This is a genomic window from Methylobacterium fujisawaense, from assembly GCF_014138435.1.
In the GTDB taxonomy this organism is placed as follows: domain Bacteria; phylum Pseudomonadota; class Alphaproteobacteria; order Rhizobiales; family Beijerinckiaceae; genus Methylobacterium; species Methylobacterium fujisawaense.
In genome coordinates this window covers 876,729-890,278 of record NZ_JACJIM010000002.1, presented here as the reverse complement: position 1 = coordinate 890,278, position 13,550 = coordinate 876,729, and the positions used below count along the sequence as shown (strand labels likewise).

Genomic DNA, 13,550 nt, shown 5'->3' with positions numbered 1-13,550 from the left:
GCTCAGCCGGCGCGGCGACTGCAGCGGGTGTAGGTCGATGTCCCGCGATTACTCGACCACGTCAGGTGCTCGCCATCCACCAGCAGGCGGACCTGCGACGACCAGCGCCGGCCACGGTCGCTGCACTCGGCGGCGGCGACCCAGGCGCTGCCGACCCGTCGCATGTCGTGGAAGAGGCAGATCGTGCGGCCGGCGCGGGCGCGATCCTGCGTGATCGTGGCCGGGATGTAGCCCCGGCGCCGGGATCGGGTCCCGCAGGCTTCGGGGGTCGGCCCCCAGACGCCGACATACTCGGCCGCCACGGGGGTCGGGGCGGGGGCCGGGGCGGGGTGCGGCGCCGGACGGGCATTCGCCGCGGCGCCCGGCATCGCGGTGGCCGCCTGGGGCGGCGGCGGCGCCGTGGGCGCCGCCATGGCGGTCTGGCCGGGCGGATCTTCCGCAGGGGCACCCGGGTCGGGCGCGTCGAGCATCACGACCCGCCGCGCCGTGGCGCGCGGACCGGCGGCGCCCCCCGCGGAGGGGCTGGCCTCCGGCGCCGTCGGGCGAAACGGCAGGTCCTCGGTCAGGTAGGCCGCGCTGTAGGCGAACAGGCCGACCCAGCCGAGGACGAGGAGCGCCGGCAGGGCGAAGCGACGCCAGGAGCCGGAACGCGCCCCGCCGCCCGGATCCGCCAGCACGACCGCACCCATGGTCCGCCCCCTTCTCGTTCGATCAGCGGCCGAAGATACCCTTCAGGAACTGCGCCGTACGGTTGCGCTTGCGCTTGCGCTCCAATTCCGATGCGTCCCTGAGCCACGCGACCTGCACGACCCGACGCTCGCCCTCGAAGGGCTCGTGGCCGTGCCAGGAATTCTCCGCCCGCAGGAAGGCGAACATCGTGCCCATGGTGGGCGGCACCTCGACCGCGAAGGGCTCGTAGTTGCGCCCGTCGTAGAGCACCCGCAGGCGCCCCGCGGCCGGGGCGTCCCAGGCGTCGTTCATGTAGACGAGCAGCGTCAGCACCTTCGACGGCCCGTCGGTGTGGATCGAGCCGTATTTGAGCTGGCTGCGCCGCATGATCGTGGTCAGACGCGGGCAGGAGACGAGGTCGATGCCGAACTTCTCCCCGAGGATCTTGGAGAAGGCGTCGCTCTCCAGCTCGTCGATCAGCGCCTTGAACCGGCCCTTCAGGGCGACCTCGTCGACCGTGAGGTAGCCGGGCTTGGCGATCTCGGGGAAGTCGCGGCGGATGTCGTCGATCGCGTCGGGCTTCAGGACGTTGCTGCCGAGCGTGTAGGCGTAGGGCTCGTGGGAAACGGGCGCGGCGCGCACGGCGGAGATGTCGAGGATCGAGAGAGCGGACATCGCTGGGTCCCTTGACTCCGGCGCCGGTCGGCCGGCACGCCGGGCGCCGGAGACGCGTGCCGGAGGGCCGGTCGAGCCATCGTGCCCGGGTCGCCGCGCAGGCGTCCACGATCACAAATCTAAAGCGGCTTTCGGCAATCCCGGAATCTCCTAATCCGCCGATTGCGGCGGTCCGACGGCGAAAGCGGCCCGGTGGCGCATTCCGGTGACAGTCTCGGGCGGTCCGCTTGTGCAGGATGGTGCCAGACCCGCGGGCTTTCTTCCCGGGTGCGTACCGGAACCCGTTCCCGATGAGGCCGTGGGCCCTCGCCTTGCTGTTCAGCCACCTCGCCGTCGTTGCGGTCGGGTTGGAGGCCCGTGCGCAGTCGCGGCCGCCCCGCGGCTCGATGACGGCCCGCATGACCTGCTCCGAGGCCATGGCCCTGGTGAGGAACGAGGGTGATGTCATCATCGCCGCCGGGTCGGCCCCGGAGCGTTTCGTGAGCAATCCCGGCCAATGCAGCGCCTCCGAGATCGCCGAGCTGCGCTTCGCTCCCACGCGCGACAACCCGCAATGCCCGATCGGCTATCATTGCCGCGAGCCGGGCTTCGAGGAGTGGAACTGGTAGCCGCGCCGACCGCGTAAATCGCCGCACCGTCGGAACGTGACCAAAGTTTCACGCGACAGCCCGGGGCAAGTGCCACTATCTGGCCATCAGCCGGGGTCAAGGCCGCCGGCGGCGTCCCCAGTGGGCGCGCACGGATGGGGGATCGACGCGTGGCAGCACTCAGGACCGGACTGGGAATCCAGGCCGTGCTCACGGCTCTGGCCGCGCTGATCCTGCTGGCATTTCCCGGTATTCCGAGCCCGCCGCTCTATGTCTCGCTCGCCGGCTTCGCCATGGCGGGCATCCTGATCGCCGCGAACGGCATCTCGGCCTACCTGAAGGTCTTCGTCTCGGTTTACGGCGTCGGCTACCTGCTGCTGGCCGGATCGAAGACGATCGCCGCCATGGGCCTGCTGCCGCCGGTGATCGCGGCGCTTCTGCCGCCCGCCTTCGCCGCCACCGGTGCGGTGGTCTTCGCCGCCATCGTGCTCGGCATCTCGCATCTCGAGCCGATCCGGGCGATCACCAACATCGCCGACCCGTATTTCGCCAACCGCGACAAGCCCACCAAGGAGATCGGCCTGTTCCGGTGGTTCGGCACCACGGAGGGCCGGATCGGCCGCAACCTCGTGGCCCTGTCGATCTTCGTGAACTTCGCCGACGTTGCGCTGACGTTGCGGTTCAACTTCTTCTACCGCGACATCTACAACTCGCTTCAGGAATACGACGCGAACGCCTTCTGGTATCAGCTGCTCTGGGTGTTCGTGCCGCTGGCCACGCTGAACATCGCCATCGGCATGTTCGACCTGTTCGTGGATTCCTCGCTGCTGATCCGCTGGCGCACGTGGCTGACGCACAGCCTGTACGAGCGCTGGCTCGGCAACGGCACCCATTACCGGATCCCGTTCACCGACGAGGAGGCCGACAACCCGGATCAGCGCATCCAGGCCGACGTCAACAGCTTCATCGTGCAGACCACGACGCTGTCGATCCGGTTGCTGAGCCAGGCCGCGCAGCTCGTCTCATTCATCGTGATCCTCTGGACCCTGTCGCGGGACTTCGTGGTGCCGTTCACCGACACGGTGATCCCGGGCTTCCTGGTCTGGCTGGTGATCGCCTACGCGGTGGTCGGCACGTGGCTCACCCACCTCATCGGCCGGCCGCTCATCGGGCTCGACTTCCGGCAGGAGCGGGTCGAGGCCGATTTCCGCTTCGCGCTGGCCCGCAACCGCATCTACTCCGAGCAGATCGCCCTGCTGCGCGGCGAGCGGGCGGAGGCCTCGCGGCTCTCGACGCTGTTCCACAGCGTCATCGACAACTACGTCGGGATCATCTTCCGCCGCATCAAGCTGATCGCCTTCACGTTCAGCTACCGGCAGGCGAGCGTGATCTTCCCGATGGTGCTGGCGGCCCCGTCCTTCTTCGCCAAGAAGATCACGCTGGGTGCCCTCCAGCAGACCTCGCAGGCCTTCAGCCAGGTGCAGAGTTCGCTGTCGTTCTTCGTGGATTCCTACACGACGCTGGCGGCCTACAAGGCCAACACCAACCGTCTCGGATCCTTCCGCCGGGCCATGACCAAGGCCGAGGCCCTCGAGGCCGCAGGCTACGGCTTGATCCAGGGCAACGAGAGCACGGGCGACGTCACCGCGCGCGGACTCGTCCTCGCCCTGCCGGACGGGCGCCCGATCGTGACCGCCGACACGCTGACCCTGCCGCGGGGCGGCGCGACCCTGGTCACGGGTCCCTCCGGCTCGGGCAAGTCGACCCTGTTCCGCGCGATCGCTGGGATCTGGCCGTTCGGCAAGGGCCGGGTCGACGTGCCCGCCGGGCAGTCGGCGCTGGTGCTGCCGCAGCGGCCTTACATCCCCCAGGGGACACTGCGTGGCGCCGTGGTCTACCCGAACACGACCGATCAGTTCTCGGACGCGGCGATCAAGGATGCGCTGACGGCCGCCCAGCTGCCGCACTTGGTCGACCACCTCGACCAGACCGACACCTGGGAGCGGCGGCTGTCGGGGGGCGAGCAGCAGCGGCTGGCCATCGCCCGTGCGCTTCTGTCCAAGCCGGAATGGCTGTTCCTCGACGAGGCGACGGCCTCGCTCGACGAACCCTCCGAGGCGGCCCTCTACCGGATGCTGCGCGAGCGCCTGCCCGGGACGACGATCGTGTCGATCGGCCACCGCTCGACGCTGGACGCGTTCCACGAGCGGCGCATCACGCTGGAGCCGGAGGGCGGTGTGTTCGTGCCGCGGGCGCGGCGGGAGGCGTTGCCGGCGGAGTAGCGGGCGGCGCCGCAGCGCGCCTTCGGCGGCAGAGGGCTGCGAGCCTAAACGTCGCCGCCGGACGCCAGCGTCTCCGGGACACGCACGATCTTCATCCGCCGCACCGGCTGGCGGCGACATCTATCGGGATCGGCAGGAGACGCCGGAGACGCCGCGGCTCTCCCTCCCCCGCGAGGGAGGAGGGTCGCCCTTCGGATGCGGCGATTTAGCGGTGAGCTCCTGTCCGCAGCCCCGCAGCGGCCCGGGCTGCCTGCTCGATCGCCGCCGGATCGGGCGTGCCGGGCTTCACCACCCAGCTGCCGCCGACGCAGAGCACGGACGGGAGCGCCAGCCAGTCGGGGGCGGTCGCCTCGGTGATCCCACCCGTCGGGCAGAACCGCACCGCGCCGAACACCGCCGCGTGCGCCTTCAGCGCCTTGATCCCGCCCGCGGCCTCGGCCGGGAAGAACTTGAACCGGTCGAGCCCGTGATCGAGCCCGCGCATGATGTCGGCCGCCGTGGCGACGCCCGGCAGATAGGGGACGCCGTTGGCCTTGGCGGCGTCGGTCAGCGGGTCGGTGAGCCCCGGCGAGACGATGAACTCCGCCCCCGCCCTCAGGGCGTTCTCCAGGCCGCGGGGGTTGAGCACCGTCCCGGCGCCCACAACCGCGCCCTCGACCCGGGTCATCTCCCGGATGATATCGAGGGCGGCCGGAGTGCGCAGGGTGACCTCCAGGGCGGTCAGGCCGCCCTTCACCAGGGCTTCGGCGATGGGCCGGGCCTGAGCCACGTCGTCGATCACCAGGACCGGAATGACGGGCACGGAGCGCATCAGCGCGTCGATGCTGGTCAGATCATTCATGGTCGGCACCTCCTCTATGAACTCAGAGACCGGCGGCGGCGAGCATCGCCGAGGCGCCCCGCTCCGCCGTATCGGCCCCCTGGCGCATGAACGCGAACAATTCCCGACCGGTGCCCTGCGCCGGCTCCGGAGCCTCGGCCTCCGGCCGGGCGGCCAGCTCTGCCTCGTCGACCAGCACCTCCAGCAGCCCGTCCGCCGCGCTCAGGCGGACGATGTCGCCGTCGCGGATCCGCCCGATCGGACCGCCGCCCAGCGCCTCGGGGCTCAGGTGGATCGCGGCCGGAACCTTGCCCGAAGCCCCCGACATGCGCCCGTCGGTCACCAGCGCGACCTTGTGGCCGCGGTCCTGCAGCACGCCCAGCGGCGGGGTGAGCTTGTGCAGCTCCGGCATGCCGTTGGCCTTCGGGCCCTGGAAGCGGACAACCACCACGACGTCCCGCTCCAGCTCGCCGGCCTTGAAGGCTTTGAGCACATCGTCCTGGTCCGAAAAGACCCGGGCCGGTGCCTCGATCGTCCGACGGTGCTCCTCCACGGCGCTGGTCTTGAAGGTCGCCCGGCCGAGATTGCCCTTCACCAGCCGCATGCCGCCATCCGGCTGGAACGGGTTCGCGGGCCGGCGGAGCATCGCGTCGTCGAGGCTCTCCGGCACGGCGTCCTCGAAGACCAACTCCTCGCCGGCGAGCTTCGGGTCGCGGGCGTGGTCGCGCAGCGACTGGCCCGCCACGGTGAGGATGTCGTCGTGCAGCAGGCCGGCATCCAGCAGCGCGGCCATGACGAAGCTCATGCCGCCGGCCGCGTGGAAGTGGTTCACGTCGCCGGAGCCGTTCGGATAGACGCGGGCGATCAGCGGAACCGCGCTGGAGAGGCGATCGATATCCGCCCAGTCGATCACGATGCCGGCGGCGCGGGCGATGGCCGGCAGATGGATCGCGTGGTTGGTCGAGCCGCCGGTGGCGAGCAGGCCGACCGCGGCGTTCACGATCGCCTTCTCGTCGACGCACAGGCCGAGCGGCCGGTAATCGTTGCCGGCGGCGCCGATCTCGGTGAGCCGGTGGATCGCCGCCCGGGTCACGGCCTGGCGCAGCTTGGTGCCGGGATTGATGAAGGACGCGCCGGGCATGTGCAGGCCCATCATGTCCATCATCATCTGGTTCGAGTTGGCGGTGCCGTAGAACGTGCAGGTTCCGGCGCCGTGGTAGGAGGCCGACTCGGATTCGAGCAGTTCCGCGCGGCCGACCTTGCCCTCGGCGTAGAGCTGGCGGATCCGCTGCTTCTCCTTGTTGGCGAGGCCGGAGGGCATGGGCCCGGCCGGGATCAGGATCGTCGGCAGGTGGCCGAAGCGCAGCGCGCCGATCAGCAGGCCCGGCACGATCTTGTCGCAGATGCCCAGCAGCGCCGCGCCGTCGAACATGCCGTGGCTCAGGGCCACCGCGGTGGACAGGGCGATCGTGTCCCGGGAGAACAGCGACAGCTCCATGCCGGTCTGCCCCTGGGTGACGCCATCGCACATGGCCGGCGTCCCGCCCGCCACCTGCGCGGTGGCCCCGCGCTCCCGGGCGAACAGCTTGATCTGGTCCGGATAGCGCCCGTAGGGCTGATGAGCCGAGAGCATGTCGTTGTAGGCGGTGACGATGCCGATATTCATCACCGTCCGTTCGTCGCGGATCGCAGCCTTGTCCTCGCCGGAGGCCGCGAAGCCGTGGGCGAGGTTGCCGCAGGCGAGCTTGCCGCGCCGGACCCCCGACTCGCGCTCACGGGCGATCAGGTCGAGATAGGCGCGCCGGGTCTCGCGGGAGCGCGCCACGACGCGCTCGGTGACCGCCGCGACCTCGGGATGAAGCTCGGTCATTCTCGTTCCTCCAGGCTCGGTGCCGACGGGCGCGGGGCTGAGGCCGTGATTCGGGCTCGGTCCGGCGGCCGCGTCGGTGGCTGGTATCTAAGGAGTGCACCGCGGGATGTAACCCGGGCGGCGCGCGGGCGCGCCCGGCCATTTCGCGAGCCGGCGTCCGATTCACGGCCTCATCCTGAGGCGCCGGGGCGCTCCAGGCATCGGGCGGCTCGCCGGAGCGCTCCTGCGAGGCGACGTCGCCGCACCTCAGAATGAGGCGCGGCTGATGGGACCGCCCGGGTTGCAGCGGCGCCGGAATCCGCGCCTGCGACCCGGGCGGCACGCGTCCGTCGCCGACCCTCAATACTCCCAGAAGATGCGCTGCAACTCCTTGGTGTCGGTCGTCTTGGTAAGCGCCACGGCCGCCAGGACCTTGGCCTTGGCGGGGTTCAGGTCGTGGGCGACCACCCAGTCGTACTTGTCGTCGGGCTGCTCGGCGTTGCGCAGGACGAATCCGTCCGGCACCCGTGAGGAACGGATCACGAGCGTCCCCTTGGAGCGGATGTCCTTGAGCTTGTCGACGAGGTAGCCGGGGACCGAGCCGTTGCCGGTGCCGGCGTTGATGATCGCCTTGGCGCCCGCCTGGACCTCGGCATCGTAAACGCCCGGGATCATGTTGCCCGAGCCGTAGACGATGCCGACCAGCGGCAGGCTGTCGATCTGGTCGATGTCGAATTCGGAGCTCATGTTGTGCCGCTTCGTGAGCGAGCGGAAGAAGTAGGTCTTGCCCTCGACGACCATGCCGAGCGGGCCCCATTGGCTGTAGAAGGCGCTGGGCACGATGTTGGTCCGCTTGTTCACGTCGCGGCCGGACTGGATGTAGTCGTTCATCGTCACGGTGACGCCCTGGCCGATCGCCTCCTTGCTGGCGGCGACCGTGACGGCGTCGAGCAGGTTGAGGGCACCGTCCGCCGAGATCGCCGTGCCCGGCCGCATCGAGCCGACCACCACGATCGGCTTGTCGCTCTTCACCACGAGATCGAGGAAGAACGCGGTCTCCTCCAGGGTGTCGGTCCCGTGGGTGACGACGACGCCGTCGACGTCATCCTGCTTCAGAAGCTGGGACACGCGCTTGCCGAGCTGGACGAGCTGGGCGTCGGTGAAGCTCTCGGAGGCGATCTGGAAGACCTGCTCGCCGCGGACATTGGCGATGGTGTTCACTTGAGGCACGGCCGCGATCAGCTTGTCGACCGGCACCTTCGCGGCCGTGTACGTGGCGCTGTTGGCGGCATCGGCGCCGGCGCCGGCGATCGTGCCGCCGGTGGCGAGGATCACGACGTTCGGCTTCTTCACCGCTGCGGCGGTGCCGGACTCGGGCATCTCGCGGGCGCCGAGGGGAGCCGCCCCAAATCCGCCGGCCAGGGCCAGGGCGAAGATCGCTCCGCGCAGGGGTAGGGCCGCACCGCTTCGGCAGGAGAACATCGGAAATCCTCGATGGTGGACGGGAGGACGAGTCGGACTCGACGCGGGGATGGTAGCCGCGCCTCGGTCCGAGGCAAGGATCATGCAGGGCCCGGACAGGCAGGGCGCGGCGGATCGTTACGCCCGCTCGGGCGTTAATTGAGGTTGTTGTCCGCTCGGAGGTAAGCCCCATGCTGAATCTCGCCGGCCTGCTCGAGGAACTCGAGCGGAGCGAGCCCGCACGGGCCGCGATGTCGATCCTTGAGGCGTCCCTCGCCCGCCGCTCTGTGGAGGAGCAGGGGGCCTTCTGGCGCGCCGTCGACATCTACTACGTCTCGCGGAAGGCCCCGCCGGAGGCGACCGACTTGGCTCCGGCTACGGCGACGGCTGCGCCGGAGCTGGCCGCGGTGTCGTAAGGCCCGGCCGACAGGAGCGGCGCCGCTTTCGGCTTCGCCTGCGGCGCCACGCATCGGCACGGACGGCAGAAGCCGTCATGGCTTTGGGGTCGAAGCGCCGTGTTCAGGCGCGCGCCGGCACAGCCGGCGTCCTGCCCCCGCCGCTCTCGGGCTCGCTGCCCGCGCGCACCGCGCCACGGGTCTCGGGCATCAGTGCGAAGTACAGGACGAAGCCGAGCGCCGCGATGGCCGCCAGCGCCAGGAAGGCGGTGGAATAGCCGGCGGACACGATGATGACGCCGGCGAGCGTTGCACTCAACGAGGCGCCAATTCCCTGCGCCGTGGCCACGGCGCCCTGGGCCGCGTTGAACCGGCCGCCGCCGCGGGTCAGGTCGGCCACCACGATCGGGAACAGCGCGCCGTAGACGCCGGCGCCGATCCCGTCGAGGAGCTGCACGCCCACCAGCCAGAACGGGTTGTCCGACAGGGTGTAGAGGACGCCGCGCAGCGCCAGGATCCCGAAAGCGGTCAGGAAGATCGGCTTGCGGCCGATCACGTCGGCCTTGGCGCCCACGAAGATCGCCACCGGCACCATCACGCATTGCGCCGCCACGATGCAGACCGCGATTAGCGAGGTCGCGTGGTCCTTGCCCGACAGGTGCGTCAGCAACTGGCCTACGGAGGTCAGCATCGCCGCGTTGGCGAGGTGGAAGATCGCGCAGAGCACCGCGAACAGGAGCAGCGCCCGGTTCTGCAGCAGGGCGGCGAGGCCCGAGGGCTTCTCCTGCGCCTGCTCCTCCTCCTCGGTCATGCCCCGGGCGAGGTCGTTGTCGATGGCGTCGGCCGGCACCATCAGCATGGCGCCGATCGAGAGCGCCGCCAGGATGCCCATCAGCCAGAACACGACCACGGGCCCGAAGAAATAGGCCAGTCCGCCCGCCAGCGCCGCGGAGACCGCGTTGCCGGCATGGTTGAAGCCTTCGTTGCGGCCGATCCGCTTGGCGAACATTTTCGGGCCGACGAGGCCGAGGGTGATCGCGGCGAGCGCCGGAGGGAAGATCGTGCCGGCGACGTGGGCGATCGATTGGGTGGCGGTGACGAGGTAGAAGTTGGTGATGAACGGCAGGACGAGGCAGCTCGCCGTCACCGCGATGGCACCGCCGATCACCACCGCGCGCTTGTGGTTGGTGGCGTCGATCAGCGCCCCGGCCGGCGTCTGCGCTACGAGGCCAAGGATCCCCGCAATGGTCATCACGAGGCCGGTGGTGGCCTCGTTCCAGCCCTGGTCGGGACCGCGCACGGCGATCAGGTAGATGGCGAGGTAGGGGCCGAGGCCGTCACGCACGTCCGCGAGGAAAAAGTTGAGCGCGTCGAGGCCGCGCAAAGCCTTCGCGGAGGTGGTCCGGCTGCCGCGCGCGCCCGCGCCTGTCTCGATCCTGTCCATCCCGCCGCGATCCCCCGATCGACGAATGGCCCGGTCCCGATCCGGGCCGCGCCGTCGCATGCGGGGCTCGACGCCCGCGCGTGCCAACGGTTCCCGGCCGCGGCAGTCCTCACGCCGGATGTGAACGCTTCTCCGGTCCCAGAGGCGTCAGCTCGGGTCGATGTCCCGCGCAGCGTCCGGATTCCCGACAGCTTCTGTCGTCTCTTCCGACAGATCAGCCCCTGGCGCAGCGAGGCCATAGCGCTCGATCTTGGCGTAGAGGAGCTGCCGCTGGATGCCGAGTCGGCGGGCGGCGCGGGCGCGGTTGCCGTCGGCCTCGCGGAGCGCGGCGGCGATCATGGTCCGCTCCAGGCGGGCGACGGCGCCGGGCAGATCCCCGGCCAGCCAGCTGTCCGCCGTATCGCCGCCACGCCGGTCGGTCCGCATCGCCGGCACGTCGATCGCCTCGGCCGCGATGGCGCCACCGCGCACCAGCATGGCCGCCCGCTCCACGACGTTGCGCAACTCCCGGACGTTGCCGGGCCATTCGTAGGCCAGCAGGCGCGAGGCGGCTCCGCCGCTGAGGCGCTTGCCCGAGGGCACGAGGAAATGCTCGGCCAGGGGCACGATGTCGGCGAGGCGCTCACGCAGGGGCGGCAGGGTGATCGGTACGACGTTCAGCCGGTAGAACAGGTCGGCCCGGAACCGACCCTCGGCGACCAGCTGCGGCAGGTCGCGATGCGTCGCCGCCACGAGGCGGACATCGACCCGGGTGGACCGGCCCCCCAGCGGGGTCACGACGCAATCCTGGATCACCCGCAGGATCTTGGCCTGCATCGCCGCCGGCATGTCGCCGATCTCGTCCAGGAACAGGGTGCCGCCCTCAGCCTCGTGGAAGGCGCCGGCGCGGTCCGCGATCGCGCCCGCGAAGGCCCCCCGGACATGGCCGAACAGCGCGCTCTCCAGGGCATCGGCCGGGATCGCCGCGCAGTTCACCGGGATGAACGGCCGCGCGCGGCGCCGCGAGAAGGCGTGCAGGGCCCGGGCGACCTCTTCCTTGCCGGTTCCGGTCTCGCCCTGGATCAGGATCGTCGACGCGCTGTCGGCGACGAGGCCGATGGTCTTCTGGATCTTCCGCATGCCCGCGCTCGATCCGATCAGAACCGGATGCTCCGGCGGCGGGGCGGCGCTGCCCGGATCGAACCGGGCCTCGCGCAGCATCGCGTCGAGCACCGCGGCGAGGTCCGCGCGGCCGATCGGCTTGGTGAGGTGGTCGTGCGCGCCGAGGCGCATCGCCTCGATGGTGTTGGCCGGGCTCGCGAAGGCGGTCAGCACCGTCACGGGTGGGGGCTCCGGCAGGGCACGGATCCGCTCCAGCGTGGCCATGCCGTCGAGGTCGCCGGGCATGCGCAGGTCGAGGAGCACCGCCGCCACCGGCCCCTCGTGCAGCCGCGCCAGCGCCTCCGAGCCGGACGCGACCGGGACCGGTGTATGTCCGAGATCGGTCACCGTCTCGGCGAGCCCGTCGCGCAGGGCTCTATCGTCGTCGACGATCAGGATGGTTGCCATGGCAGATCCAGGACAAAGGTGGTCTCGGGGGCGTCCGCGACCAGCCTGGCCTCGCCGCGATGCGCCAGGGCGATCTCGCGGACGATCGCGAGGCCGAGGCCGGTGCCGTCGGGCCGGCTGGTGACGAAGGGCTCGAACAGGCTGGCGCGAATCGCCGGATCGATGCCGGCGCCGGTATCGGCGACGCTGAGGCGCAGCTGCAAGGCGCCGTCGGCCGTGACGCGTTCGGCCCCGAGGCGGATCCGGCCGCCCGGCGGCGCGTGCTGCAGGGCGTTCAGCAGCAGGTTGTCGAGGGCCCGGGCGATCTGCGCCCGGTCGAGATGCGGATGGTCCGTGGCGGGCAGTCCGTCGGCGGCGATCGCGATCCGAACGGAGCGCGCGTGCGCCAGATCCTCGTGCAGATGCGCGCATTCCGCCAGGAGGGGCGCCACCGGCGTGGGAGTCCGGTTGAGCGCCCGCGCCTGCGTCAGGTTGAGGAGGTCGCGCAGCAAAGTGTCGACCCGGGCGATCTGGCCGAGCACCGTCTCGAGGGCGGAGGCGGCGCGGTGCGGATCGCCGCTGACCAGGGCGTTCTCGGCCTTCAGCCGCATCGCCGCGATGGGATTGCGGATCTCATGGGCGATGCTCGCCGCCAGCCGGCCGACCGCGGCCAAGCGCTCGGTCGCCACGATGCGGGACTGCGCCTCCCGCAGCCGACCGCCTGCGGCGTTGAGGGCGTCCACCAGCCGGTCGAGCTCCCGCTCGCCGGTGCGGTCGAGATGCGGCAGATCCTCGCCGTCCGGGCGCGGCGCTGCGAGTGCCGCTTCCAGGCGGGCGATCCGCCCGGAGAAGCCGTACAGGAACCAGCCCAGGAAAGCCGCCGATCCGAGCACGGTCGCGGCCAGGAAGCCGAGCCCGGCGAGGAAGCGCGTGTAGGTCGGGCCGTCGTTGACATGCGCCCGCGCCATCGCCCACGCCGTGAGGCCGGCCTCCGGCCCGTGAAGAGGGCAGGCCTGAAGCATCAGCACCTGGGTCCGGCTCGGCCGGCGGTCCGAGACCGCGTGGTCGACGCGCAGGGCCTGGGCGTTCAATGCCGCGATGGCGTCGTGCTCGGCCGCCGGAAGGTCGGTCTTCGGTCCGGTCCCCTCGTAGGTCGGATAGGCGTAGGCCACGGACTTGCCCGAGGCGCTCCAGATCCCGCCCTCGATGCCGGGGAAGCGCGCCAGCGCGGCGGACACGGTGCCGACGCGGTCGCCCTCTGTGATTCCGCGGCCGCGGGCGCGGACCAGGGCGGCGTAGCGGTCGATGATCTCGCGGCAGGCGCGCCCGACCGCGAGATCGGCCTGCGCCACCTGGACGCCGGTCGATTGATTGTACACGCCGAACATCAGGTAGGCGGTCGCAGCCGCGGAGGCGAGCAGCAGGACCCAGAGCGCGAGCAGCCGGGCGCGCAGGCTGTAGGCCGTCACGACGAAGTCCGACCGGGCATGGCGCTGGCTCCTGCGGCGGCGCCGTGCGCGCCCGGACCCATCCCTAAGCCAAGGCCCGGCCCGGTGACCACTCGAAGACCGCACGCGGGCCGCGATGCCGAGTGCCCCGCGCGCGAGCCGTCCCGAGCCAGGCCCGGGACCGCCGGGAGAGGAGCACCGCGTCCGGTGTTCCTCTCGGTAGCAAGACAGTCAGTCGTCGACGGGAACGCGACCGCTCACTTGCGGTTCGTGATCAGGCTGTCGACGTTCTTGTTGGCTTCCTTATTCTCCTTCCGCTGCATCGCCACCTCGTGCTTGGTGTCCTTCATCGACATCTCATCACGCTTGCCCTGGGGCATCTCCTTCGGGGCC

The 13,550-nt window shown here is 70.8% G+C and carries 11 protein-coding genes; 3 read left to right on the top strand and 8 right to left on the bottom strand.

Going from position 1 to position 13,550, the window contains the following annotated elements:
* Positions 1-2: 2 nt before the first annotated feature.
* Both GGQ91_RS08965 and GGQ91_RS08960 read right to left on the bottom strand, forming a co-directional pair.
* On the bottom strand, positions 3-689 hold the full coding sequence (locus GGQ91_RS08965; RefSeq protein WP_075380715.1) for a peptidase inhibitor family I36 protein: 687 nt from the start codon (positions 687-689) through the stop codon (positions 3-5).
* A 22-nt stretch (positions 690-711) separates the two neighbouring features.
* Positions 712-1,344, bottom strand: a complete 633-nt coding sequence (locus GGQ91_RS08960; RefSeq protein WP_043382815.1) for a 2OG-Fe(II) oxygenase — start codon at positions 1,342-1,344, stop codon at positions 712-714.
* A 290-nt stretch (positions 1,345-1,634) separates the two neighbouring features.
* Between GGQ91_RS08960 and GGQ91_RS08955 the strand changes: the two genes are divergently transcribed.
* On the top strand, positions 1,635-1,952 hold the full coding sequence (locus GGQ91_RS08955; RefSeq protein ID WP_043758785.1) for a hypothetical protein: 318 nt from the start codon (positions 1,635-1,637) through the stop codon (positions 1,950-1,952).
* A gap of 149 nt (positions 1,953-2,101) precedes the next feature.
* The gene (locus tag GGQ91_RS08950) at positions 2,102-4,213 is read left to right on the top strand and encodes an ABC transporter ATP-binding protein/permease (RefSeq protein ID WP_043382818.1); all 2,112 of its coding nucleotides are present in this window, start codon (positions 2,102-2,104) and stop codon (positions 4,211-4,213) included.
* A 205-nt stretch (positions 4,214-4,418) separates the two neighbouring features.
* On the opposite strand, the gene eda is transcribed toward GGQ91_RS08950, so the two are convergent.
* From eda to GGQ91_RS08935, 3 genes are all read right to left on the bottom strand, one after another.
* Positions 4,419-5,054: a bifunctional 4-hydroxy-2-oxoglutarate aldolase/2-dehydro-3-deoxy-phosphogluconate aldolase gene (gene eda, locus GGQ91_RS08945; RefSeq protein WP_182591800.1), complete on the bottom strand. Its 636-nt coding sequence runs from the start codon at positions 5,052-5,054 to the stop codon at positions 4,419-4,421.
* Between the two features lie 22 nt (positions 5,055-5,076).
* Positions 5,077-6,903: a phosphogluconate dehydratase gene (gene edd / locus GGQ91_RS08940; protein ID WP_043350955.1), complete on the bottom strand. Its 1,827-nt coding sequence runs from the start codon at positions 6,901-6,903 to the stop codon at positions 5,077-5,079.
* Positions 6,904-7,242: 339 nt separating this feature from the next.
* Positions 7,243-8,364: a type II asparaginase gene (locus GGQ91_RS08935; RefSeq protein WP_182591799.1), complete on the bottom strand. Its 1,122-nt coding sequence runs from the start codon at positions 8,362-8,364 to the stop codon at positions 7,243-7,245.
* A gap of 170 nt (positions 8,365-8,534) precedes the next feature.
* Here GGQ91_RS08935 and GGQ91_RS08930 point away from each other — a divergent pair, with 170 nt between their 5' ends.
* The gene (locus GGQ91_RS08930; RefSeq protein WP_182591798.1) at positions 8,535-8,759 is read left to right on the top strand and encodes a hypothetical protein; all 225 of its coding nucleotides are present in this window, start codon (positions 8,535-8,537) and stop codon (positions 8,757-8,759) included.
* 103 nt (positions 8,760-8,862) lie between these two features.
* On the opposite strand, the gene GGQ91_RS08925 is transcribed toward GGQ91_RS08930, so the two are convergent.
* From GGQ91_RS08925 to GGQ91_RS08915, 3 genes are all read right to left on the bottom strand, one after another.
* Positions 8,863-10,182 (bottom strand): MFS transporter, encoded by a 1,320-nt coding sequence (locus GGQ91_RS08925; RefSeq protein WP_182591797.1) that lies wholly within the window; start codon positions 10,180-10,182, stop codon positions 8,863-8,865.
* Between the two features lie 147 nt (positions 10,183-10,329).
* Positions 10,330-11,730, bottom strand: a complete 1,401-nt coding sequence (locus tag GGQ91_RS08920) for a sigma-54-dependent transcriptional regulator (protein WP_182591796.1) — start codon at positions 11,728-11,730, stop codon at positions 10,330-10,332.
* Complete coding sequence (locus GGQ91_RS08915) at positions 11,715-13,178, bottom strand: ATP-binding protein (RefSeq protein WP_182591795.1); 1,464 nt, start codon at positions 13,176-13,178, stop codon at positions 11,715-11,717. Before GGQ91_RS08915 ends, GGQ91_RS08920 begins: the two co-directional genes overlap by 16 nt.
* Between the last annotated feature and the right edge of the window lie 372 nt (positions 13,179-13,550).

Excerpts from the sequence above, each read along its gene's own strand:
- GGQ91_RS08965 (WP_075380715.1), bottom strand. The coding sequence starts at position 689 with ATGGGTGCGGTCGTGCTGGCGGATCCGGGCGGCGGGGCGCGTTCCGGC.
- GGQ91_RS08920 (WP_182591796.1), bottom strand. The coding sequence starts at position 11,730 with ATGGCAACCATCCTGATCGTCGACGACGATAGAGCCCTGCGCGACGGG.
- GGQ91_RS08955 (WP_043758785.1), top strand. The coding sequence starts at position 1,635 with ATGAGGCCGTGGGCCCTCGCCTTGCTGTTCAGCCACCTCGCCGTCGTT.
- GGQ91_RS08960 (WP_043382815.1), bottom strand. The coding sequence starts at position 1,344 with ATGTCCGCTCTCTCGATCCTCGACATCTCCGCCGTGCGCGCCGCGCCC.
- edd (WP_043350955.1), bottom strand. The coding sequence starts at position 6,903 with ATGACCGAGCTTCATCCCGAGGTCGCGGCGGTCACCGAGCGCGTCGTG.
- GGQ91_RS08925 (WP_182591797.1), bottom strand. The coding sequence starts at position 10,182 with ATGGACAGGATCGAGACAGGCGCGGGCGCGCGCGGCAGCCGGACCACC.
- GGQ91_RS08935 (WP_182591799.1), bottom strand. The coding sequence starts at position 8,364 with ATGTTCTCCTGCCGAAGCGGTGCGGCCCTACCCCTGCGCGGAGCGATC.
- eda (WP_182591800.1), bottom strand. The coding sequence starts at position 5,054 with ATGAATGATCTGACCAGCATCGACGCGCTGATGCGCTCCGTGCCCGTC.
- GGQ91_RS08930 (WP_182591798.1), top strand. The coding sequence starts at position 8,535 with ATGCTGAATCTCGCCGGCCTGCTCGAGGAACTCGAGCGGAGCGAGCCC.